Here is a 22,038-nt window from a genome sequence, read left to right on the forward strand (position 1 = left end):
AACGTATCCTTAGCGATTGTGATGATGGAGCTGCCGTTCGACCAGGTGCGCACCCTGCTGGCCGTCGTGGACGAGGGCACCTTCGAAGCGGCGGCCGCCGCACTGCACGTGACACCCTCGGCGGTCAGCCAGCGCGTCAAGACCCTGGAGCAGCGCACCGGCCGGGTGCTGCTGATGCGCACCAAACCGGTGCGGCCCACCGAATCGGGGCAGGTGGTCGTGCGGTTCGCGCGGCAGCTGGCCGCGATGGAGAACGACGCGCGACTGGCGCTGGGCCTCGCCTCCGCGTCGGCACCGGCCCGGCTGCCCATCGCGGTGAACGCGGACTCGCTGGCCACCTGGTTCCAGCAAGCGCTCACCCGGGTGCCGCAGGACCCGCCGATCTACTTCGAGCTGTACCGCGAGGACGAGTCCCACACCGCGACACTGCTGCGCGAAGGCCGGGTGATGGCGGCGGTGACCTCGTCGGCCGAACCGGTGGCGGGTTGCACGGTGCGGGTGCTGGGCCGGGCCCGGTATCTGCCGGTGGCCAATCCCGAGTTCGCGAAGCGCCACCTGTCGTCGGGGGTGCTGGAACGTTGTCTGCCTGACGCGCCGGTCATCGTGTTCGACCGGCGCGACGACCTTCAGGACCGGTTCCTCCGCGACTTCACTCCCGACGGGCGGGGCGCCAGCCAGCTGCGGCACCAGATACCGACCTCGGAGGGTTTCTGCGAGGCGGTGGCCGCGGGGCTCGGTTGGGGTCTGGTCCCGGAACCGCAGGCCGAGCCGCTGTTGAAGACGGGGTCGCTTGTGGAACTGATACCGGGACAGCCGGTGGACGTGCCGCTGTACTGGCAACAGTGGAAGCTGGACGTGCCAGCGCTGACACTGGTGGCCGAAACGATCGCCGTCTCGGCCACCGAGGCCCTGTACGCCTAACCCCACTCGGGTTTCTGCGCCAGGACCTGATCCCAGTCGACCGTCTTGGCCCAGTCGCGATAGGAGTGCCATCCGATGTCCGGGAACTCGGCGCGCAACGCGGCGACGTCGGTGTGTTCACGGTTGTCCTCGAACCGCTGGAACAGTTCGGCGGTCTCGTCACCGGCCCACTGGCGGATCATCGGGATCGGGATCTGCTCGTAGGGCAGGTCCTTGCCGATGACCTCGGACAAAACGGCGGCGACCTCGACGCTCGTCAACGTCTCCGAGACCACGTCGATGGCCCGGCCGTTCAGTGCCTCGGCGTTCTCGATCGCGTGCACCGCCATGCCGGCGATGTCCAAAGTGGTGACCTGGTCGAGTTTGCGGTCGGCCGTCAGCGGAAAGGCGTAGACACCCTGGTTCAGTCGGGTGAAACCGACGTTGAGGGCGTTCTCCATGAAGTAGGACGGCTGAATGCCGGTGAACCGCAAGCCCTGGGACACCAGGTATCGGTGCACGATCTGCTTGGCGGACGCGTGCTCGACGGTGACGTCGACATCGCCGTTCGCGCCCTTGACCGATGAGTACACGAGATGGGCGTCAACGGCGGCCGCCGCGTCGGCCAACGCCCGCCCCTGGGCGATCTCCTCCTCGGTGCCGTTCTCGCCGAACGGCACCGTGAGGCCGAAGATCGCGTCGGCACCCTTGGCGGCGCGGGTCAGCGCCTCGGCGTCGGCGAGATCGCCGGTGGCCAGCCGGACGCCGTCGCGCGCCAGCGCCTTGGCCGCATCGCTGTCGGGATCACGCACATAGGCGACCGGTTCGTGGCCGCGCTGCCGCAGGCGATCCACGACGGCTCCACCTTGGCGTCCGGTGGCTCCGGCTACCAGTACACGAGTCATGAGAACCTCTCAATCAATCGATTGAATAATTACGCTGAACGGTAGCACGCCCGCAGATCCACTCCATTCAGCCGGGAGCCCTCAGGTGGTTTCGCCGTCGTCGTCGGCGCCCAGCAGTCGCGCCAGTTGCCGACTCACCCGCTCCCGATACTCGGCCGACAGCGGATCCACCCCGTAGATCCCCTGCACCGCCTGGGGTATCGCGACCGGCGCGAAGGCGAGCAGGAACTGCAACAGCGCCACGAACTCCGGCGACGTCTCACTGCCTATCTGCCCCTCGGACTGCCGGGCCCTGGTCTGCTCCACGGCCGAGGCGGCGACGCGTTCCCACTCCGCCACCAACGGCCCGGTGTCACCGGGGTAGTCCCCCAGTGCCTGCCACACCACCAGGCGAGCCCGCCGCGGATCGCGCAGCGTCACGTCCAGGGCGGCACGGAATCCGTCCAGGAACGAACTCTCGGCACTGGAATCCTCCAAACTGGAGCGCCGCTCCCGCCAGGTCTCGCGAAGCGCGTCCAGCAAGCCTTCCTTGCCGCCGAAATAGTACGAGATCAGCTGGACGTTGACTCCCGCGCGCTTGGCGATCCCGGCGGTGCGGGCGCCGCTGTAGCCCTTGGCGGAGAACTCGTCCAGGGCGGCGTCCAGTATCCGCTGCCTGGTCTGGGTCGCGTTGCGTTTGTCGCCGGTGTCCGAAGTCGCCACCTCGGGAGGTTATCAATCAACCACCTGATTGACTTCAGGGCTTGACGGCGCCCACCGAGCACAGGGCGGCCGTGGTCACCTCGCGGGTCTCGTCGGTGAGCGACTGTCCGATCCAGCTTTCCTTGAAGGACAGCCGCAAACCGTCGTAGAGTTCGAGTTCACCGGTGAGCGGGATCGACTTGGTGATGGTCGCCGCGACCACCTGCTCGTATCGCACCAGCCAGTTGCGGCCCACGATGTCGGGCAGCGGGGTGTCTCCCAGCAGTTTGGTCAGTCGCGTCTTGCCGAGATGGGTCTCACCGGGTCCGGCGACGAACACCAGCCCGATGTCCAGCACCACCAGGTCGTACTCGATGTCGTTGACCTTGACGTTGGCCATCGCGTCCAGGACGACGGCGTCCTCGGCCCAGGCTCGCGCGGCCTCCGCGGCGGCGGCCTCCGGCATCGGACCGGTGTTGCGCAGGTTGGCCAGCAGTTCCTTGAGAAGGTCCCCGTCCTTCTTGTCGAGCGGTGCCGAGACCCAGCGTTCGGCGATTTCCAGCTGTTCGCCACCGAGGAGGTCGAGCGCGACCTTGAACGGGGTGCCGGGCTTGACGAGCTGGACGTGGGTGACGTCGGTGAAATCGACGAACCGATTGCGGCGGATGAGTTCCGCCTGCGTTGTGGTGTCGAGGATCCGGCGCAGTCGCTTGGCGTCGGACTTGGAGTGGTCCGACAGGAACAGCAGTCCGGACTGGTAGAACACGAGGTCGTGGCGAACGTCGTTGATCTTGACATCGGTGATGCCCCCGAGCGCGGGCCCGATTCGTCCATCCTGTTCCGGCACAGGGGAAACCTACCAGTCGTCGACTACACAACGGGTGCCACTACTCTGTTCCCGGTTCGGACAGATATCAGAGGATGCAAATGGGCAGATTTTTCGGGCGAAGGCACAAGCCCGCCGACATCCCGACGCACGACCCGACGTTCGGCGACCCCAAAGCCGCCCAACTGGTGTCCGATCTGCAATCCCGCGACTGGCGGGCGGTCCACAACTTCCTCAACGTCATTCAAGACCCCGACGATCTGCAGTACTACCTCGACTTCTGCGTCGAACAACTCGGCGTCCAGGCGTGGATCGAGGACTGGATCGAAGCCGAACCGCAGTCGTACCTGCCGTTTCTCGTCGGTGGCGCGCACGCCGTCGAGTGGGCCTGGCTGGGACGCGGAGCCGCGCTGGCCAAGCACACGCTTCCCGCCCAGTTCCAGATCTTCGAACGCAGACTGCGCAAGGCCCACGAACTCCTGGAACACGCGATCGCCCGCAACCCGGACGACCCCACGGCCTGGGCGGCGTTGATCAAGTGTGGAATGGGCATGAGCCTGGGTCTCGAGGAAGCCACCGCCCGGTTCCGCGAAGCGGTGGCACGACATCGATGGCACTACGGCGCTCACATGAGTCTGCTCCATCAATTCCTACGCAAGTGGGGCGGCTCCCACGAACTGGCCTCGTCGTTCGCCCTGGACACCGCCGCGAACGCCCCGGCATCCAGCGGCCTGGCCTCCATGGTGGTCACCGCGAGCCTGGAGCACTGGCGCATGGACCTCGACGAGGCCGAGTCGGAGAAGTACCTCAACAGCGACGAGACCGTCGCCGGTTTCCACACCGCCGCCGACCAGTCGGTCCGGCATCTCAGCTACCGGCGCCGACTCGGCTGGCAGCGCGACTTCAACATGTTCGCCTTCGCGTTCTGGGAGACCGACCAATGGGATGCCGCCGGGGCGATGTTCGACGCGCTCGGCGACCAGTTCACCCGGACGCCGTGGAACTTCCTGGTCGGCGAGAGCGCCGAATGGTTCGCCCGCGCGCGGGCCGAGGTGGCCAAGCACCGGTCGTAGCCACGACCGCGACCGTGCCGAATCCTCGCACTAGGGTCGTTCGGTTGAGCGGGCCGGGCATACGGGGGAAACATGGCACGTCGCGGCGATTCCGAAAGACCGTCCCCATGGGACCCAACGGGCGTTGGGTCACGGTGGGTGACGGGTTCACTTCTTGTGCGCCCCATCGGGTGCTGGCCATGATGGCCGCTCGAGCACCGCCCCTGTCCCCGAAGGAGTTCCACATGGTTGCTCTCGCCCGACGCCCGCTGCGGCGGCGGTTCCAGTTGATCGTCGGCGCGTTGGTCGCGTCGCTGCTGGCCGTCGTCACCCTCGTCATCACCGCGCCCGCCGAAGCCGAAGCCGAGACCAGGGCCAAGCCCGCCGGTATCGACGTATCCCGCTATCAGGGAGACATCAACTGGAAGAAGGTGCGCGGCGGCGGCATCCAGTTCGCCTGGATCAAGGCCACCGAAGGCACCAGCTACATCGACCCGAAGTTCGCCGCCAACTACAAGGGAGCGTACGGGGCCAAGGTCATCCGGGGCGCGTACCACTTCGCCCGTCCCGGCAACTCCAGTGGCACCGCCCAGGCCCGTTACTTCGCCCGGCACGGCGGCGCCTGGTCGGCCGACAACCGCACTCTGCCCGGTGCCCTGGACCTGGAGGCCGGATGCCACGGCCTGTCCAAGAAGCAGATGCGCGGCTGGATCTCCGACTTCCACAGCGCCTACAAGTCCAAGACCGGACGCCACGTCGTCATCTACACCACCGCCAGCTGGTGGTCGTCGTGCACCGGCAACTGGACCGGACTGGCCAAGAAGTCACCGATGTGGGTGGCCCACTGGGGTGCCTCCAGCCCCTCGGTTCCGCACGGCTGGGCCACCTGGACGGCCTGGCAGTACACCAGCAGCGGCAGCGTCTCCGGGATCGCGGGCGACGTGGACCGCAACCGGTTCAACGGTTCCCGCGACCGGCTGCTCGCGCTGGCCAACAACACCTAGGACCACAGTACTCACTCCACAGTGGCGGTGCCCCCCCGTGCGCAGGGGGCACCGCCACTTCGGGTGGGTGCGTGGGTCAGGCGGCTTTGGTGAACACTCCCAGGCCGTTGGCGACCTTGCGCTGCGAGCCGTCGGAGGGGGTGTTGCGGACGCTGGTGGCGGTGTTCCCGGCCTTGCGGGCGACCAGGGTGGTCGAGCCACCACCGTCGAGGTTGATGACGTTGTGGTCGGCACCCAGGTTGACCATGATGTCGGCCATCGACTTGACGGTGGCGCCGACGCTGGTGGAGCTGCGGCCGTCGACGGCCACCATGTACAGCTTGGAGCCGTCGGCGTTGGAACCCACGGCGGTGCGCGGCGCCAGCGTGGCCGCGTCGTCGTTGAGGTCGAGCATCGTGCCGTCGTCGATGAGGATCAGACCGCCCAGCGCGGTGTCCAGGTCGGCACCGTCCTCACTGGCCAGCTGGTAGTCGACGTTGACCTCGTCGCCTTCGGACAGTCCGTTGAGGTGCTCGACGCCCTTGTCACGGGCGAGCAGGACCGTGGCGTCCTTGGCGATCTGGCCCTCGCCGGGAGCGTCCGACACCCGGGTGACCTTGCCGTCGACGATCTCGACCTCTTTGGTCTGTTCGCTGCACGGGGCGTCGCGGTCGTCGTCGGTACCGCAGGTGGCGCGCTTGCGGGAGGTCTTGCCCCAGTCGGCGTTGAACACCCCGACGCCGTCGACGGTGATGGCGTACTGGTTGAGGCCCTTCAGTTCGAAGCTGCCCGCGGCCGTGGTGGCCTTGCCGTCGACGTTGAGCCGGTCGATGACCGTCTTGCCGTCCTTGGTGATGCCGAAGACGCTGTCGTTGTCGGTTCCGGGCGGGGGTGTCGGCCCGTGGCGTTGTTTGCCGGGAACCGGGCCCTTACGGTCCTTGCCGTCCAGGATCTCGGGGCCGACGGCGGCGCCGGTCTGTCCGATGTTGAAGAAGTCGCCGTTGACTCCGGCCACGGCCTTGACCCGGTCGGCCAGCGACGTCACGACACCGGTCGCGGCCACCGGACCGGGCGTCAGCAGCCCGACCTCGACGTCCTCGCGAGTGAGGTCCACGGTGAGGATATGGCCGATGGACTTGCCGTGCGGGGTCGAGATGGTCTTCTTCTCGTAGGTCACGCCGGGCGCGACCTGCTCGGCCTTCTTGGCGACGACGTTGTCGTCGGCGACGGCCATGTACGCCGGGAGGGCGACGACCGCCGCGGTCACCGCGGCCAGCAACGCGATTCGTCGGGGTTTCACAGTCACGCCGCGAACCTACGGTTCGCCTCCATGTTTTGGCAATAATCCACGCCGTCTCATCACGACCGTTCGTCCCAGCCGTCGTAGTGTGCGGCGGGGCCTTCTGGGGCTTGTCGTGCGCCTGCGCGACGATGGCTTCGCCGAGCGCGGCGGCGCCGTGCAGCCGGCGACGTCGAAGCACTGGTCCCTGTTGCCTTCGTCGCTCAGGCCCGCGTCTGCTTCAGTAAGACTGAAGCTTGGGGATCGGCGCCCGGGAAAAGGCGCAATAATGTCGGAAATCGTGGCCCGCGCTGTCGATGACGGGTTTGGTCGTTCGTCTCCTATAAGACGGGCGGACACTGCCGCCCGCGGATCCGAGAAAGGGACCCACATGCGCTACATGTTGTTGCTCAACGGTGAGGAACCGACGACGACGCCGTCCGAGGCGGAGATGAACGCGGAGATGGCGGAGTGGGGGGCGTACGACACGGCCGTGCACGAGGCCGGGATCTTCGTGTCCTCCGAGGCACTGCAGCCGAGCCAGACCGCCACCACCGTGCGCCTCAAGGACCAGGAGCGGATAGTCACCGACGGCCCGTTCGTCGAGACCCGCGAGGTGCTCGGCGGCTTCTACGTCATCGACGTCCCCGACCTGGACACCGCACTGGACTGGGCGGCCAAGTGCCCGGCGGCCAAGAACGGCTCGGTCGAGATCAGGCCGGTCCTGGTGTTCGACGAGCCGGAGCAGTGAGCCAGCGCGGCGCGCGGGCGGTGCGATGACCGAGGACGACGTGGGAACGAGCGACACCGTCGACGCGGTGTTCCGCGAGGAGTGGGGCCGACTGCTGGCCACACTCGTCGGGTGGCTGCGAGACCTGGACCTGGCCGAAGAGGTGGCGGCCGACGCCATCGCCGCGGCGGTCAGGCACTGGCCCACCGACGGCGTACCCGACCACCCCACCGCCTGGCTGCTCACCACCGCCCGCCGCCGCGCGGTCGACCTGCTGCGCCGCCGCAAGACATACGCGGCCAAACTGGCGATCCTGCGCGTGGAAGCCGACCGCGTCGAGACCGAGCGCCTGGTGACCACCGCGGCCGGTACCGAGCAGGCGGCCCGGGACACGATCGGAGACGACCGGCTACGGCTGTTCTTCACCTGCTGCCACCCGGCACTGGCCCCGGAAGCACGCGTCGCGTTGACCCTGCGGTACCTCGCCGGACTGTCGACAGTAGAAGTCGCGCGAGCGTTCCTGGTACCCGAAACGACGATGGCGCAACGCCTCACCCGCGCCAAACGCAAGATCCGCGAAGCCAACATCCCCTACCGGGTCCCCGGTCCGTCCGAGATACCCGACCGACTGCCAGCGGTACTGAGCGTCATCTACGTGGTCTTCACCGAGGCATACGCGGCCAGCCAAGGCCCGGACCTGACCCGCCCGGACCTCGCCGACGAGGCGATCCGACTGGCCCGGATCCTGCATCGCCTCATGCCCCACGACCGCGAAGTGCTCGGCCTGCTGGCGTTGCTGTTGCTGACCCACGCCCGTCACCCCGCCCGCACCGACTCCGACGGCAACCCGGTACTGCTGGCCGACCAGGACCGATCCCGCTGGGACCGGCACACAGTGGACGAAGGCGTGGCGCTCCTCGAACAAGCGCTCCCTGACCGCGATCCGGGCCCGTACCTGATTCAGGCGGCGATCGCGGCACTACATGACCAGGCCGACTCGATGGAAACCACCGACTGGCCCCAGATCGTCGCGCTGTACAACCTGCTTCAACGAGTCGCGCCTTCGCCGGTGGTATCGCTGAACCGCGCGGTCGCGGTCGGCATGGCCGACGGCCCGCAAGCCGGACTGGCCCTACTCGACGACCTGGCCGACAGCCCCGCTTTGGAGCGCTACCACCTGTTCCACTCCGCCCGCGCCGGTCTACTCAAGCAACTCGGACGCGAATCCGAGGCGGCCCAGGCATATCGCCAAGCCCTCGACCTGGTCGGCAACGAACCCGAACGGGCATTCCTACGCCGCCAGCTCGCCGACATCGAGCACCACGGTCATCGCTGAGCGGAAGCTCAAGCGCCACTCATCCCGCCTGGTCCAGGATCATCAACTTGAACGGATCGGGAAACGGCACGAAACCGACCTTGGCGTACACCCCGTGGGCATCCAACGTGGACAGCAGGACCCGCTTGAGCTTGAACGGCTCCAGGTGGTCACGGATCACGACGGCCAGCCACGTGCCCAGGCCCTTCCCGCGATGGTCGGGAGCGATGTAGACGTCGCACAGCCAGGCGAACGTCGCCAGATCCGTGACCACGCGGGCATAGCCGACGAGTGCCCCGCCGCTGTCGTACAGCCCGAAGTTCTCCGACGCCCGGATGGACCGCGCGACCGTGTCCCGGGAGCGGCCCTCGGCCCAGAACGTGTCGGTCGACAGCCAATGGTGGACCAGATCGACGTCGATACGATCCACGTCGGTGTCGACTTCGTATCCGTTGTCGTTGCGCGTGATCATGGTGCGGAATGCTAGCTGCCGCGCCGTCAGCCGAAGTCCCGCTCGGCCAGTTCCGCGCGGGTCGTCACACCGAGCTTGGGGTAGGCCTTGTACAGGTGATACCCGACGGTGCGGGGGCTGAGGAACAGCTGCGCGGCGATCTGTCGATTGGTGGCACCGGTCGCGGCCAACCGGACCACGTCCAGCTCCCGCCGCGTCAACGTACCCAAAGGACTGTCCTGATGCGGGGCCAGCGTGCCGCCGGTCGCGGCCAGCTCCGAGCGGGCCCGCTCGGCCCACGGGATGGCGCCCAGGTCCGCGAGCTGATGCGCGGCGGCGCTCAGCTGCTCGCGAGCGTCGGCCCGGCGGCGACGTCGGCGCAGCCACTCCCCGTACAGCAGCCGGGTACGAGCGTGCTCGAAACAGCGTCCACCATGGACGTGATGCGCCAGTGCCGCCCGGAACCGGTCCTCGGCTTCGACGTCGGGCTCCAGCAGGGCCCGGCACCGTTCGACCATCGCCAGAGCCCACGGCTGCGCGCTCGCCACCGCCCACGCCTCGAATCGCGCGAACGCCCCGTCGGCCAGTCGCGGTTCGCCGAGCCGCACCGCCGCCTCCACGAAATCGGGAATGGCGATCGTGACGATGACGGTGTGCCGCAGCGGCCCGTCCATGATGCGCCCCATACGTTCGACAAGCGCCGCGGGTCGACCGCGCACCAGGTCGAGCAGCCCCAGCGCGCACTCGCCCCAACCGGAACCATTGCGTTCCCGCACCGCGCCCTCGGCACGCTCGGCCAGCGTCACGCATTCGGCGTCGTCGCCACGGATCGCCGACAACCACGCCAGAATCCCGCCCAGGTACCGCAACCGCCCCGACTGCCCGGTGTCCTCGGCGATCCGCCACGCCTCGGCCCCGGCCGCCGCGGCCTGCAAGTGCCGTCCACTCAGCAACTGCGCCTGGGTCAACAGCTGCAACGCGTGCGGCAACGACCCGATACGGCCGCGCCGACGACAATCAGTCACCCAAGCCGACGCCAGTTCGCATGCGGCGTCGGTGTTCCCGGACATGAGCGCGGCGAAGACCGCGAACGTCGCGGCGACCGACTCCTCCTCATGCGCGACCGACCGCGCCGACGCCACACTCGGCGCGAGCGCCGCCCGCAACAGATCGAGACCGGTCTTCACATCGCCCGCCACGAGCCGTTCCATTCCGGACACGGTGCGCACGATCGGAACCAACGCGGCGTCCAGCCTCGGCTCCAGTGTGGTCAACAACTCGGCACTGGCCCGCAGCGACGCGTGATCACCCGCGAACCACGCGCTGTTGGCGGCCTGGGCGAGCATGTTCGCCGCCTGGTTCGGCGCGTCGGCGGTGATCGCCGGAACCGCGTCGAGCAACGTCCGGGCGGGCGCGCTCACCCCACCAAGCTCGGAGTCCACTGTCGCCTGAATCACCGCGAGCCGCGCGACCGCCGCCGGATCGGTGGTCAACCGCCGCGCACGCTCCATCACCGCGCGAGCCCTCCGCAACTGCCCCGCCACCACAGCGGACTCGGCGGCAGCGGTGAGCCGCCCGGCACGCCGCTCCCGCTCCACGGTCAACTGCGCCGCCCGCTCATAAGCGGTAACCGCCGAAGCGTGACTCCCCCGCCGCCGCGCCCGCTGCCCCGCCAGCCGCAAAACCTCCCCGAGCTCCTCATCGGGCCCCAAAGCCGCCGCCGACAAATGCCAAGCCCGACGATCGGCGTCAGCCTCATCGTCCAGAACCGCCGCCAACGCCCGATGCGCCTCGATGCGTTCCGCCAACGGCGCTTCCCGATACGCCGCCGCCTTCACCAACGGATGCCGAAACTCCAGCCGATGCTCACTGACATGCACCAACCGCGCCCGCTCGGCGGGCACCAGATCCGAGACATCGGCACCAGCAGCCGCCCGCAACACCACCCCGAGGTTCCCGGTCCCCTCGGTCGCCGCGAACACCAACAACTGCCGCGCCGCTTGGGGCAACGACCGAACCGCGGCCCGCAACGACTCCTCCAACCGCCCCACCGTCGCGGTAGCGGCCAACGGCAACGGATCCAACCGTCCCGCCCGCTGCTCCGGGCTCAACGCCCGAGTGAACTCGATGAGCGCCAACGGATTGCCCTGCGCCTCGACCACCAGCCGTTCCCGAACCTCAGCCACCAGGTCATCGGCCACTTGCGACAACAGAGCGTGGCTTTGCGCCTCGTCCAACCCGTCCAGCCGCAACTCCGTCAGCCCGGCCAACGCCGCGTTCTCCGCATCGTCGCGCACCGCCAGCACCATGGTGATCCGATCGGCGTCCAACCGCCGTGCCGCGAACACCAAAGCGTCCGCACTGGCCCGATCCAGCCACTGCGCGTCATCCACAAGGCACAACACCGGCCGCTCCTCGGCCAGGTCCGCCAACAACGTCAAGACCGCCAGGCCCACCAGGAACCGGTCCGCGTCCACCCCACCGCCCTGCCCGAACGCCGCGCGCAAGGCATCCCGCTGCGGATCCGGCAGCTCCCCCACCAACCCGGACACCGGCCGCAACAACAGGTGCAGCGCCGCGAACGGCAACTCCGCCTCGGTCTCCAACCCGGTCACCCGCAACACCCGAACATCGGTCACCGCCCCCGCCAACTCGTCCAGCAACGCCGACTTACCGATCCCGGGACCACCACGCACCACGATCGCGTTGCCACGGCCGTCCCGCGACTCGGCGGCCAGCCGCCGCAACCGATTGAGCTCTGTTTTCCGACCGATCATGACGCCGCCGACCCTACCTAAGCCACACCCGCCCTGACCCGCGTCGATGGTCACATTCCGGTAGCCGTGACAGATTCACCCGCCCCTGACGCGGCCTAACGTCGAGGTCATGGAATCGACCACACCGGACGTGATCACCACACGCCCCGTCGCGCACGTCATCGGCGGCCGCGCCGACCCCAACGACGACGACTGGAACACCGAGACGGCCACCATCCGCTTCGACGCCACCCAGTTCGCCCCCGAAGCCCTAGCCGGACTAGACGCGTTCTCACACGTAGAAGTGATCTTCCGATTCCACCGCACCTCCCCCGACCGCGTCAACACCGGCGCCCGCCACCCGCGCGGCAACCCCGACTGGCCCCTGGTCGGCATCTTCGCCCAACGCGGCCGCGACCGCCCCAACCTGCTCGGCGTCTCCCGCTGTCAGCTCCTGTCCGTCAACGGCCTGGACGTCCACGTCCGCGGCCTGGACGCCATCGACGGCACCCCCGTCCTCGACCTCAAGCCCTACATGACCGAGTTCGGTCCCCAAGGCGAAGTCACCCAGCCCGCCTGGGCCACCGACCTCATGCGCCACTACTACTGAAACCGGAGCACCCCATGCCCACCCTGCCAACCGAAACCGACGTCCTCATCGTCGGCGCGGGCCCCGTCGGACTCACGCTGGCCACCGCCCTGGCCCAAAACGGCGTCCAGGCCACCCTGGTCGACAAGCTCACCGACGGCGCCAACACCTCCCGAGCCGCCGTCGTCCACGCTCGCACCCTAGAAGTACTGCGCGACATCAACATCAGCGACGACCTGGTCTCACGCGGAGTCATCGTCCCCCACTTCGAAGTCCGCGACCGCGACCGAGCCCTGCTGAGCGTCGGCTTCGACAAACTGCCGACCCCCTTCCCCTACACGCTCATGGTCCCGCAGAACATCACCGAAGAACTCCTCCTGACCCGACTCCACACGGTCGGCGGCGAAGTCCACCGCCCTCACGAAGTCACCGACATCACCACCCGCCCCGACCACGTCACCGCCACCCTCACCGACGGCCACCAGATCCGCGCCCGTTACCTGATCGGCTGCGACGGCATGCACTCCACAGTGCGCGAACACAGCGGCATCCCCTTCACCGGCGACACCTACGCCGCCTCCTTCATCCTGGCCGACGTCCACATGACCTGGTCCGAACCCGACGACCACGTCTACCTCTTCTTCGACCCCGCCGGAGTCATGGTCGTGGCACCCCTCCCCGACGGCCGCCACCGCATCGTCGCCACCCTCGACCCGGCACCCGAACACCCCGACACCCACGACGTCCAATCCCTCCTGGACACCCGAGGCCCCAAAGCCCACCCCGCAACCATCAAAGACGTCGTCTGGAGCTCCCGTTTCCGCGTCCACCACCGCCTGGCCGACCACTACCGCGCCGACCGCATCCTCCTGGCCGGAGACGCCGCCCACGTCCACAGCCCCGCCGGTGGCCAAGGCATGAACACCGGCATCCAAGACGCGATCAACCTCGCCGAAAAACTCACCGCCGTCCTCCGCGACGCCGCCCCCTCCCACACCCTCGACGCCTACGAATCCGAACGCCGCCCCGTCGCGGCCGACGTCGTGGCCTTCACCCACCGCATGACCCGCATCGCCACCCTGGGCAACGGCCCCCTCCGCGGCCTCCGCAACTCCGCCCTACGAGCCCTCGACTTCCTCCCCGGCGTCCACCACACCCTCGCGATGAACCTCTCCGAACTGGCCACCACCGACCGCCACTAGACCCCCTGCGAGGGCTCACCTCACACACGAGGGGCGCACTTTCACATGACGTTCGCGCACGGCGTCGATGGATGACGCGGCGTGGTGCTCGGTTCGGTGGGGTTGGTTGGTCCTGGACGGAGATTAGTAACCGATCCTTCCAAAGGGGGTGGTCTCGTTGACGCTCTCGAACAACTACTCCCCTCCGAGTGCGGGTACCCGGAGTCCCGGTTCCTTCTCTTTCGTGGAGCGGGGACTCCGGCCTTCTCAGGTTCGAATCGACGACCGGCGGGCCGTTCCGGTTGACAGGAGTAGTAATCATCTATTATCGTCGATGATCGATGAAAGAAGATGATGTCGCGCCGTTGGGCAAGGCCGAGGCCGATGAGTTCGCCGGTTGGTTCAGGGCGTTGTCGGACGGCACTCGCATTCAGATCGTGTCCCTGCTGGCCAAGCGGCGTGAACCGATGAAGGTCGGTGCGATCGTGGAAGCGGTGGGTGTCGGGCAGTCGACGGTGTCGCACCATCTGAAGATCCTGGCCGAGGTGGGTTTCGTGTTGGCTCAGCCCAGTGGGGCGTCCACGTTGTATCGGATCAACGAGTCGTGTGTGACGGCGTTTCCGTCCGCCGCCGATGTCGTCATGGGGCGTCCGGCTCCCCCTCGAATCTGCTAAGGAGTTTCCATGTCCCACAAGAACATCGTCGACAAGTACTCGTCTCTGGCCCGTAGCGCGCTCGACGGCGCGACGGTCAGCGACTGCGAACCTCGGGCTTTCGCCGACGGGAAGTTCGGCGCTGGCGGGTACGTGACCCTCGACGACCTTCCCGAGGGCGCCGCTCGCGCGAGTCTGGGTTGCGGTGATCCGGTGGCGGTGGCGAATCTGCGGCCCGGTGACGTCGTCTTGGACCTGGGATCGGGCGGCGGGATCGACGTGCTGCTGTCGGCGCGTCGGGTGTTGCCGGGCGGCAGCGCCTATGGGCTGGATGCCAGCGCCGACATGGTCGCGCTTGCTCGTCGCTACGCCGCCGAGGCCGGTGTGGACAATGTGGAGTTCCTGCAGGGTGATATCGAGAACATCCCACTGCCGGACGGCAGTGTGGATGTCGTGATCTCCAACTGCGTGTTGTGCTTGTCCAGCGACAAGTCCGCGACGCTCACCGAGGCGTTTCGGGTGCTCAAACCGCTGGGCCGGTTCGGTATCAGCGACGTGGTCGCTGCCGGTGAGGCCGACCCGCTGGAACGGGAACGTATCGAGGAGCGGATCGGTTGTTCGGCTGGCACGCTGACCACGATCGAGTATCGGGACATGTTGTCCGCCATCGGATTCGCGGACGTGGCGATCACCCTCACCGCCGATCACGGGGCTGGTGTTCACTCGGCGATCGTTCAGGCGGCAAAGCCCGGCTAGTTCGCCACGCGGGTGCACCCTTGCGAGCCCACCCGCACCGCGACCCGCATCGCTGCGACTGACCGCAGCCCGGCCCCGTGGTTATGCCACGAACGGCAGATGAGCGCCTGATGCGAAGGCGGCCAGGGCCGGAGTGACGTGCGCGGCGTCGGCGGCGACCCCGCGCAGGGTGTTGGAGGCGAAGTTGCGCTGGTATTCGACGCCGAGAAAGACCAGGCCCGGATGGGTCAGTGACACGCCTTGAGAGTGCAGCGGCATACCGTTCTCGTCCAAGGCGCCCAGGGATTTCAGGTAGCCCAGGCTGGGCCGGTATCCGGTGGCCAGGATGATCGCGTCGACGGGCTCGCTATTGCCGTCGCGCCACACCACCCCGTGATCGGTGAGACCGGTGAACATGTCCCGGCGATCAAGCAGTCGTGAGTCGAAGGCGTCGGCGTAGCCGCCGGTGTCCATGACCAGCTTGCCGGTCAGCAGGCGTGCCAGCCACGCGGGTGGCAGGTCGTCGAAACGGTCGGTGAGCAGGTAGTGGACGTCGCGGCCGTTCACCAGTTGCGGGACGAGCTGCGGCATGTGGTGGCTGGCCAGGGTCACCGTCGCGACGTGAGCCAGTTCGACGGCGACTTGGACGGCGGAGTCGCCCGCGCCGACCACGACAACGCGCTGTCCCTTGTAGGGGCTGGGTTCACGGTAGTCGGCGACGTGCAGCAGCCTTCCTGCGAAGCGTTCGGTCCCATGGAGTTCGGGGATGTGCGGGTTGGCGAACGAGCCGGTGGCCGCCACCAGACCGGAGGCTTCCACGGTGCCGCCGTCGGCCGTGGTGACCAGGTAGCGTCCGGATGCGACGGACACGTCGGTGACCCGGGTCCGGGTGCGGATCTCCACATCGAGACCGGCGGCGAACCGCTCCAGGTAGGAGGCGACGTCGTCGCGAGTGGGGTAGTCGTCGGGTTCACCGCCGAAGTCGATGTCGGCGAGGTTGTTGAACCGGTTGGGCGAAAAAGCCTTGAGACTGTCGTAGTAGTGCGGCCATGAGCCCGCGGCTCGGTCACCGGCTTCGAGGATGAGCGGGCGTAGCCCGGCGTCACGAACGGCGCGGGCGGCGGCCAGACCGGACTGTCCGGCTCCGACGATGACAACGGGAGGGGTATCAGTGTTCACCCGAGCTATCATATCGTAATATCAAGAAATGACAATATGATGAGTGTCGCGATCGAAGGAGGCATGCTAGACAGGTGACGACAGCCGCGACATCGCTCAGCCCCGAGGCCCAGGCGTTCTTGAAGGCCCTGGCCAGCTCGACTAGGCAGCAGATCATGTTCGCCTTCGACGGCGGCAGCGAACTGACCGTCGGGGACGTGGCCAAGCGGCTGGAGCTCGCGCAGTCGGCCGCCTCCACCCACCTGGCCACCCTGCGCGACGCGGGAATCCTGACCTCGCGCCGCGACTGGAAGACCGTCTACTACCGCGCCAACCCGGCGGGGTTCCTCAAGAGTCTCGACGACCTGCGTGACTACCTGCTGGCCTGCTGTCCACCCGACTGCGCGGCGCCGCCGGATGCGACAGCTGAGGACACGACGTAGCCGCGCGGGGACTCAGGCGGCGGGGACGTCGAGTTCGGCCAGCAGCTTGCGCACCCGTACGTGGATGTCGTCGCGGACGGCGCGCACCTTCTCCACCGGCTGCCCGGCCGGGTCGTCCAGTTCCCAGTTCAGGTACCGCTTCCCCGGATACACCGGGCAGGCGTCGCCGCACCCCATCGTGATGACCACATCGGAGGCTCTCACCGCCTCGTCCGACAGCTTCTTGGGGAACTCCTTGCTGACGTCCAGGCCGATCTCGGCCAACGCCTCCACCACGGCGGGATTGATCGACTCGGCAGGGGCCGAACCGGCCGAGCGCACCGCGACACGTCCGGCGGCGAGATGATCCAAGATGGCGGCGGCCATCTGGGATCGTCCAGCATTGTGGACGCAAACGAACAGGACCTCCGGTTTGCCGGACATGTGGTTTCCCTTCATCGTGCAGATAGTGGACAAGAACTCCCCCGTGACCCGAATGGTCAACAGCGGCAGGTGAGTGTGGACTCTGGCCGCGCCTCCGTGTCATGGCGCGGTCTCCTGCCGTCGAGCCAGGTATCGGTACCAAGCTGACAGCGCGGTCACGAGCATGCGCTTGGCGGCTCGGTCGCGCAGCGGCTCGGGAAGGTTGATGATCGCGGTGTTCGCGGCCTCCAGGGCGTGTCGAGCGATGCCGTGGCGCCACACCACCGCCGCAGCGTGACGTGTCCATCGCGACAACCTCCTCGGCTTGGCACGGCGCGAGGCGAGTGTGGACTGACGGTGTCGGGCAAGCCACAGGTAGCGCTTGACGCGACGGCGCAGTCGCGCGGTGGCGGCATGGCGACGCGCCACCTCCAGGACCACGGTGACGATGACCGGATCGGCCTGCTCGTCAACGCTGGCGTCGCCGCTGGCCGAGTCGGCCAGATCGGCGGCGAAGGCCATCAGCCGTGTCCGGCCGAGGTCACTGGAGACGTCGTGACAGGCGCGGGCGACGGCGGCCAGTACCGGGTGGGCGCGGATCGCCGCGTCACGGTGCGCCCCGTCGAGGACACTGTCCCAGATGATGCCCATACCGTCGGTGGGCGACAGACGTGCGAACTGCTCCCAGTGAGGCTTGGGGGATGGTGCGGCGTCCATGGTTAGTCCTGTTCACGACATCCCCGTTGCGACAGTCAGCATCGGCGCCAAGCGGTCGATGCGCCGGTCGATGTCGGCGAAGGCCGATTCGAAAGCCTCATCGGTACCCACCGGCACCGGATCGGGCACTGACCAATGCCACCGTGCAGCCTCAACGGCCATTGATTCGTGAGCGTTGTCGCACACGGCGATCACCAGATCGCCCTCAACCACCACATCGGATACGTGAGCTGTCCCGCTGGGCGGTAGCCGCAGCCCGTGCCGCCGCGCCACGGCTACCGCCTTCGGATGCACTCGTGCGGCCGGATCGGTCCCGGCACTGGCGGCCGGAACCTGACTGTGCTGTCGCCACAGCGCCTCCGCCAGCTGGGACCGCGCGGTGTTGCGGGTGCACACGAACACCACCCGCGAAGCCACAACGCGCGGTGATACCTGGAGCCCTGCCACTGCTTCAGGAACCAGCCGCAGGTAGGTCCGACGCCGATCGGCCTCGGACCGCGAACGCGTGACCACCCCGGCGTCGACGAGCGTCTTCAGATGATGCGCCAGCAGGTTCGACGGCATCCCCACCAGGCGCTCAAGCTCCTGCGGAGAAACGTCTCCCAACGTCAAGGCGTCCACGATGCGCAACCGCACAGGCTCACCCAACGCCGCGTGCACACGCGCCCGACGCTCGACGGAATCTGACTCAATCAACATTGAGTCAACAATGGCTGAGCAAACTCCCTCTTGTCAAGTCCCACTACGCAGCGCAGTGAGCTCGGCCACACCTGCCCTCGTCGCCTTGACGGCCACGCCGAACCATCATGTCTAATCAATGCGTGTTGATGTCATCAATCCACGTTGATGTGATCCGGCTGCTGAGCGACCCGCTGCGCCGCCACATCGTCGAACTGCTCGCCCAGGGCCCCGCCTGCACCTGCCACCTCGTCACCGACACCGGCGCCAAACAGCCCGCCGTTTCACATCACCTGAAAGTCCTCAAGGAAGCCGGACTGGTCGCCAGCGAGCCCCACGGTCGCTACACCTATTACCGCCTGCTCCCCGACGCACTCGAAACCACCGCCCACGGCCTTACCGCACTAGTCCAATCCGCCCGACGCTCCGCCAACGATCGAAGGGAATGCCCGTGACGACCGCACCCGAAGCCACCGCCGAGACAGGATCCCGCTCCCCCGTCAAACTATCCATGCTGGACAAACTGTTGCCGGTGTGGATCGGCCTGGCCATGGTCGCGGGCCTGCTGCTGGGGCGCACCATCCCCGCATTCGGCCCGGCCCTGGACGCCATGTCGATCGGCGGCATCTCGGTACCGATCGCACTGGGCCTGTTGATCATGATGTACCCGGTGCTGGCCAAAGTGCGCTACGACCGCCTCGACACCGTCACCTCCGACCGGCGACTGCTGGCCTCCTCGCTGGTGCTGAATTGGCTCCTCGGCCCGGCCATCATGTTCGCGCTCGCCTGGACCTTCCTGCCCGACCTGCCCGAATACCGCACCGGCCTCATCATCGTCGGGCTCGCCCGCTGCATCGCCATGGTCATCATCTGGAACGACCTGGCCTGCGGCGACCGCGAAGCCGCCGCCGTCCTGGTGGCACTCAACTCGGTATTCCAGGTGCTCGCCTTCGGCCTACTCGGCTGGTTCTACCTCGACCTGCTGCCCGGCTGGCTCGGCCTGACACAATCCGGACTGGACGTATCAGTGTGGACGATCGTGGTCAACGTGCTCCTCTTCCTGGGCATCCCCCTGGCCGCCGGATTCCTCACCCGCAAACTGGGCGAGCGCGCCAAAGGCCGCACCTGGTACGAAGACCGGTTCCTGCCCAAAATCGGGCCGATCGCGTTGTACGGCCTACTGTTCACCATCGTCATCCTGTTCGCCCTCCAAGGCGACGCCATCATCGGCCAACCCCTCGACGTCGCCCGCATCGCCCTCCCACTGCTGGTCTACTTCGCCCTCATGTGGGCCGGATCCTTCGCACTGGGCAAGACCATCGGCATGGGATACGAACGCACCACCACCCTGGCGTTCACCGCTGCCGGAAACAACTTCGAACTAGCCATCGCCGTGGCCATCGCGACCTTCGGCGTCACCTCCGGACAAGCCCTGGCCGGAGTCGTCGGCCCCCTCATCGAAGTACCCGTCCTCGTCGCCCTCGTCTACGTCAGCCTATGGGCCAGACGATTCTTCACCGCGAAACAACTCTCCAGCCGCCAAGCGACCAGGTAGCCCCGCCACAAGAGCACTATTGGGAGCAGAGGTGCGTCGATGGTGCTCAACCTGTTGATCGGTGTTCATATCTCGGCCGGACTGCTCGCCGTGGGCTGCGGAGCGGCGGCGATGGTGGTGCGCAAACAACCCGTTCGCCACCCCTGGCTGGGACGCACCTACCTGACCGCGCTCGTGGGCCTGGTGGTGACAGCGATCGGGCTCGTCACTTTTCGACCGCACACCGCTTACCTGTTGCTCCTGGGAACCGCGGCCTTGGCCACTGCCGGGATCGGCTTCGCAGCACGCCGCATGAGGTGGCGAGGATGGCTTCGCCATCATCTGGCCGCCATGGGGACGTCGTACATCCTCATGCTCACAGCATTCTATGTAGACAACGGTCCACGCTTGCCCCTGTGGAACCTGCTGCCGCCACTGATGTTCTGGTTCCTGCCCGCACTGGTCGGACTCCCGTTGCTGTTGTGGGCGTTGGCACGTCACCGCATCCACCCCAACAATCGGCGTCCGCTACGACGGTCACCCGAGGGCGGGACCACCTAACCGGCCAGACCCCTTGCCACGCCAGGCGCAAGGGCGGGCACGCTTCTCAGATAACTCGATGCGGCACTGGCCCCGCCCCAATGCCTCACTGATCGACCGTGACGGAGCCGCCAAACGTGGCACGCCGATAATCTGCTGGCTGCCAGCGTGGTCACACGGTCAATCACGGCCGGGATGGCCTCGGCGACATCGGCGCTGATCCCTACGCCCTGGCTCAGGTCGGCGGCTTCGACGGCGAGGATGACGAGTCGCTGTGGCAACCGGTCCAGCACCCGTGCCAGTTCGAAGGTGTCGCCGATATCGATGGCGTGGGAACTGGCGGTTCCCGTGCCATGGCTCGGAGGGAGGGTGGTCAGTTCATGGATCGTGCCGGGTCGGGCGGTGCCGCTTCGTACGGCGTCGACCACCACCGCCAGTTCGGCACCGTCCCACAGGTCGATCAGATCGGTGGGTTCGCCGTCGCTTGTGGCCAGTCGTGCCGTGATTCCGGTCGTTTCGAGCCGGTGGATGACCTCGTACCCGACGCCGTCGTCGCGACGGTAGGGGTTGCCGATACCGATGACGACGATCATGTTCAGTGATGTTGCCCGGAAGCGCGAACAATCGCCAGCGGACATTTGCTGGTGTGGGCCAGGGCGAAAGCCGTGGATCCCAGTAGCCGGGCGCGTAGTTCTCCGCGCATCCGGGAGCCGACCACGAGCAGCGAGGCCTTCGCGGACGCGTCGACCAAGGTGGTGGTGACGTCGGTGGACTGGATTGGGAGGGCCGTGGTCTCCACCGTCGGGTACGTGTCCTGCCACTGGCTCATCCAGCTCTCCAGTAGACGTTCGGTGCGTTGTCGATCGTCTTCTTCCGCTGTCGCGTCGTTCGGCGCGGCGGACCACGCGTGAACGGCGTGCAGTGGCACCTGACGCGCCGCCGCCTCGGCGAACGCGAAACCGAGGGCCTCCCGTGAGATCGGGGTGCCGTCGACGCCGACCACCACCGTGCTGACGATGTCCTCCTCACCCCGTACCAGCATGACCGGGCAGCGGGCGCGGGTCACCACATCCACGGCAACTGACCCCAGCATCAGCTCCAGGACGCCGCCGCGGCCTCTGGCTCCCACCGTGATCAGGGCGGCGTGTTCGGACTCGTCGACGAGCGCGACGGCGGCGCTGCCGTCGATGACTTCGCCCGAAACCCTCAGGTCGGGATGCGCGCGGCGAGCCATCGTGACGGCTTCGTCGACGATGCGCCGGTTTTCCGCGTCGGGTGGCAGCGGGGCGGTGTAGATGCCTCCCGAGGCGGGATCGCCGTAGTAGGCCGACCAGGTTCGCGCGTGCACGACCCGAAGCGGCAGGCCTCGCAGCAGTGCCTCACCGGCGGCGAATCGGACGGTGCGTGAACCGGCGATGGAACCGTCGACACCGACGACAACGGGATTGACTTTCGTCGTGTTCATCCTTTCAGCCTCCTCATGTGACCGGCGGAACACAGGGTGTCGGTGCGCCCTCGGTAGACGGGACT

24 protein-coding genes and 1 pseudogene are annotated in these 22,038 nt (G+C 67.5%); 13 read left to right on the forward strand and 12 right to left on the reverse strand.

All coding sequences use genetic code 11. From position 1 onward, the window contains the following. Positions 1-21 precede the first annotated feature (21 nt). Positions 22-921 carry a LysR family transcriptional regulator ArgP gene (locus SNAS_RS16805; protein WP_013018644.1) on the forward strand — a complete coding sequence of 300 codons (900 nt, stop codon included), beginning with the start codon at positions 22-24 and terminating at the stop codon, positions 919-921. Here SNAS_RS16805 and SNAS_RS16810 read toward each other — a convergent pair. The 3 genes from SNAS_RS16810 to SNAS_RS16820 all read right to left on the reverse strand — a co-directional run bounded on the left by SNAS_RS16810 (position 918) and on the right by SNAS_RS16820 (position 3,333). After that, positions 918-1,805 (reverse strand): NmrA family NAD(P)-binding protein, encoded by an 888-nt coding sequence (locus SNAS_RS16810; RefSeq protein WP_013018645.1) that lies wholly within the window; start codon positions 1,803-1,805, stop codon positions 918-920. The two genes, SNAS_RS16805 and SNAS_RS16810, sit on opposite strands and share 4 nt — an antisense overlap. An 81-nt stretch (positions 1,806-1,886) precedes the next feature. Next, complete coding sequence (locus tag SNAS_RS16815) at positions 1,887-2,507, reverse strand: TetR/AcrR family transcriptional regulator (RefSeq protein WP_013018646.1); 621 nt, start codon at positions 2,505-2,507, stop codon at positions 1,887-1,889. A gap of 34 nt (positions 2,508-2,541) precedes the next feature. Continuing rightward, positions 2,542-3,333 carry a hypothetical protein gene (locus SNAS_RS16820; protein ID WP_013018647.1) on the reverse strand — a complete coding sequence of 264 codons (792 nt, stop codon included), beginning with the start codon at positions 3,331-3,333 and terminating at the stop codon, positions 2,542-2,544. Between the two features lie 80 nt (positions 3,334-3,413). On the opposite strand from SNAS_RS16820, the gene SNAS_RS32885 reads away from it, so the two are divergent. Together SNAS_RS32885 and SNAS_RS16830 are read left to right on the forward strand one after the other, a co-directional pair. Further along, complete coding sequence (locus tag SNAS_RS32885; protein ID WP_013018648.1) at positions 3,414-4,385, forward strand: DUF4034 domain-containing protein; 972 nt, start codon at positions 3,414-3,416, stop codon at positions 4,383-4,385. A 224-nt stretch (positions 4,386-4,609) separates the two neighbouring features. Then, a complete protein-coding gene (locus SNAS_RS16830; RefSeq protein WP_013018649.1) occupies positions 4,610-5,368 on the forward strand; it encodes a GH25 family lysozyme in 759 nt (252 codons plus the stop codon). A 76-nt stretch (positions 5,369-5,444) separates the two neighbouring features. On the opposite strand, the gene SNAS_RS16835 is transcribed toward SNAS_RS16830, so the two are convergent. After that, positions 5,445-6,653, reverse strand: a complete 1,209-nt coding sequence (locus SNAS_RS16835; RefSeq protein ID WP_013018650.1) for a phosphodiester glycosidase family protein — start codon at positions 6,651-6,653, stop codon at positions 5,445-5,447. A gap of 364 nt (positions 6,654-7,017) precedes the next feature. On the opposite strand from SNAS_RS16835, the gene SNAS_RS16840 reads away from it, so the two are divergent. After that, positions 7,018-7,377 (forward strand): YciI family protein, encoded by a 360-nt coding sequence (locus SNAS_RS16840; protein WP_013018651.1) that lies wholly within the window; start codon positions 7,018-7,020, stop codon positions 7,375-7,377. A 25-nt stretch (positions 7,378-7,402) separates the two neighbouring features. Next, positions 7,403-8,692 (forward strand): RNA polymerase sigma factor, encoded by a 1,290-nt coding sequence (locus SNAS_RS16845; protein WP_013018652.1) that lies wholly within the window; start codon positions 7,403-7,405, stop codon positions 8,690-8,692. Positions 8,693-8,711: 19 nt separating this feature from the next. Here the strand turns inward: SNAS_RS16845 and SNAS_RS16850 are convergent, their stop codons facing one another. Both SNAS_RS16850 and SNAS_RS16855 read right to left on the reverse strand, forming a co-directional pair. After that, positions 8,712-9,143: a GNAT family N-acetyltransferase gene (locus SNAS_RS16850; protein ID WP_013018653.1), complete on the reverse strand. Its 432-nt coding sequence runs from the start codon at positions 9,141-9,143 to the stop codon at positions 8,712-8,714. Between the two features lie 26 nt (positions 9,144-9,169). Further along, complete coding sequence (locus tag SNAS_RS16855; RefSeq protein ID WP_013018654.1) at positions 9,170-11,899, reverse strand: ATP-binding protein; 2,730 nt, start codon at positions 11,897-11,899, stop codon at positions 9,170-9,172. Positions 11,900-12,008: 109 nt separating this feature from the next. On the opposite strand from SNAS_RS16855, the gene SNAS_RS16860 reads away from it, so the two are divergent. The 4 genes from SNAS_RS16860 (at position 12,009) to SNAS_RS16875 (ending at position 15,057) form a co-directional block, all read left to right on the forward strand. Further along, positions 12,009-12,488, forward strand: coding sequence for an SAM-dependent methyltransferase (locus SNAS_RS16860; RefSeq protein WP_013018655.1), 480 nt, complete (start codon positions 12,009-12,011; stop codon positions 12,486-12,488). A 14-nt stretch (positions 12,489-12,502) separates the two neighbouring features. Next, complete coding sequence (locus tag SNAS_RS16865) at positions 12,503-13,669, forward strand: FAD-dependent oxidoreductase (protein WP_013018656.1); 1,167 nt, start codon at positions 12,503-12,505, stop codon at positions 13,667-13,669. Between the two features lie 320 nt (positions 13,670-13,989). Beyond that, positions 13,990-14,322, forward strand: coding sequence for an ArsR/SmtB family transcription factor (locus tag SNAS_RS16870; RefSeq protein ID WP_013018657.1), 333 nt, complete (start codon positions 13,990-13,992; stop codon positions 14,320-14,322). Positions 14,323-14,331: 9 nt separating this feature from the next. Then, positions 14,332-15,057 (forward strand): methyltransferase domain-containing protein, encoded by a 726-nt coding sequence (locus SNAS_RS16875; protein ID WP_013018658.1) that lies wholly within the window; start codon positions 14,332-14,334, stop codon positions 15,055-15,057. Between the two features lie 81 nt (positions 15,058-15,138). Here the strand turns inward: SNAS_RS16875 and SNAS_RS16880 are convergent, their stop codons facing one another. Further along, entirely contained in the window at positions 15,139-16,227 is a 1,089-nt protein-coding gene (locus SNAS_RS16880; protein ID WP_013018659.1) for a flavin-containing monooxygenase, read from the reverse strand. Between the two features lie 62 nt (positions 16,228-16,289). Between SNAS_RS16880 and SNAS_RS16885 the strand changes: the two genes are divergently transcribed. Next, on the forward strand, positions 16,290-16,637 hold the full coding sequence (locus tag SNAS_RS16885) for an ArsR/SmtB family transcription factor (RefSeq protein WP_013018660.1): 348 nt from the start codon (positions 16,290-16,292) through the stop codon (positions 16,635-16,637). Positions 16,638-16,649: 12 nt separating this feature from the next. Here the strand turns inward: SNAS_RS16885 and SNAS_RS16890 are convergent. From SNAS_RS16890 to SNAS_RS16900, 3 genes and pseudogenes are all read right to left on the reverse strand, one after another. Next, a pseudogene (locus tag SNAS_RS16890) lies at positions 16,650-17,147 on the reverse strand (arsenate reductase ArsC); the annotation flags it as partial. Positions 17,148-17,159: 12 nt separating this feature from the next. Continuing rightward, positions 17,160-17,756 carry a hypothetical protein gene (locus tag SNAS_RS32890; RefSeq protein ID WP_013018662.1) on the reverse strand — a complete coding sequence of 199 codons (597 nt, stop codon included), beginning with the start codon at positions 17,754-17,756 and terminating at the stop codon, positions 17,160-17,162. 12 nt (positions 17,757-17,768) lie between these two features. Beyond that, positions 17,769-18,455, reverse strand: a complete 687-nt coding sequence (locus tag SNAS_RS16900) for an arsenate reductase/protein-tyrosine-phosphatase family protein (RefSeq protein ID WP_013018663.1) — start codon at positions 18,453-18,455, stop codon at positions 17,769-17,771. 125 nt (positions 18,456-18,580) lie between these two features. On the opposite strand from SNAS_RS16900, the gene SNAS_RS16905 reads away from it, so the two are divergent. The 3 genes from SNAS_RS16905 to SNAS_RS16915 are packed head-to-tail and all read left to right on the forward strand — an operon-like array spanning position 18,581 to position 20,529. Continuing rightward, on the forward strand, positions 18,581-18,889 hold the full coding sequence (locus tag SNAS_RS16905; protein WP_083787138.1) for an ArsR/SmtB family transcription factor: 309 nt from the start codon (positions 18,581-18,583) through the stop codon (positions 18,887-18,889). Next, entirely contained in the window at positions 18,880-19,989 is a 1,110-nt protein-coding gene (gene arsB / locus SNAS_RS16910) for an ACR3 family arsenite efflux transporter (protein ID WP_013018665.1), read from the forward strand. The genes SNAS_RS16905 and arsB overlap by 10 nt, the downstream gene beginning before the upstream one ends. A 39-nt stretch (positions 19,990-20,028) precedes the next feature. After that, positions 20,029-20,529 carry a hypothetical protein gene (locus SNAS_RS16915; protein ID WP_013018666.1) on the forward strand — a complete coding sequence of 167 codons (501 nt, stop codon included), beginning with the start codon at positions 20,029-20,031 and terminating at the stop codon, positions 20,527-20,529. Here the strand turns inward: SNAS_RS16915 and SNAS_RS16920 are convergent. Then, positions 20,526-21,101 (reverse strand): hydrogenase maturation protease, encoded by a 576-nt coding sequence (locus SNAS_RS16920; RefSeq protein WP_013018667.1) that lies wholly within the window; start codon positions 21,099-21,101, stop codon positions 20,526-20,528. The genes SNAS_RS16915 and SNAS_RS16920 overlap by 4 nt on opposite strands. Positions 21,102-21,103: 2 nt before the next feature. After that, complete coding sequence (locus SNAS_RS16925; protein WP_013018668.1) at positions 21,104-21,973, reverse strand: universal stress protein; 870 nt, start codon at positions 21,971-21,973, stop codon at positions 21,104-21,106. Positions 21,974-22,038: the final 65 nt, after the last annotated feature.

This window comes from Stackebrandtia nassauensis DSM 44728 (genome assembly GCF_000024545.1).
Taxonomy (GTDB): Bacteria; Actinomycetota; Actinomycetes; order Mycobacteriales; family Micromonosporaceae; genus Stackebrandtia; species Stackebrandtia nassauensis.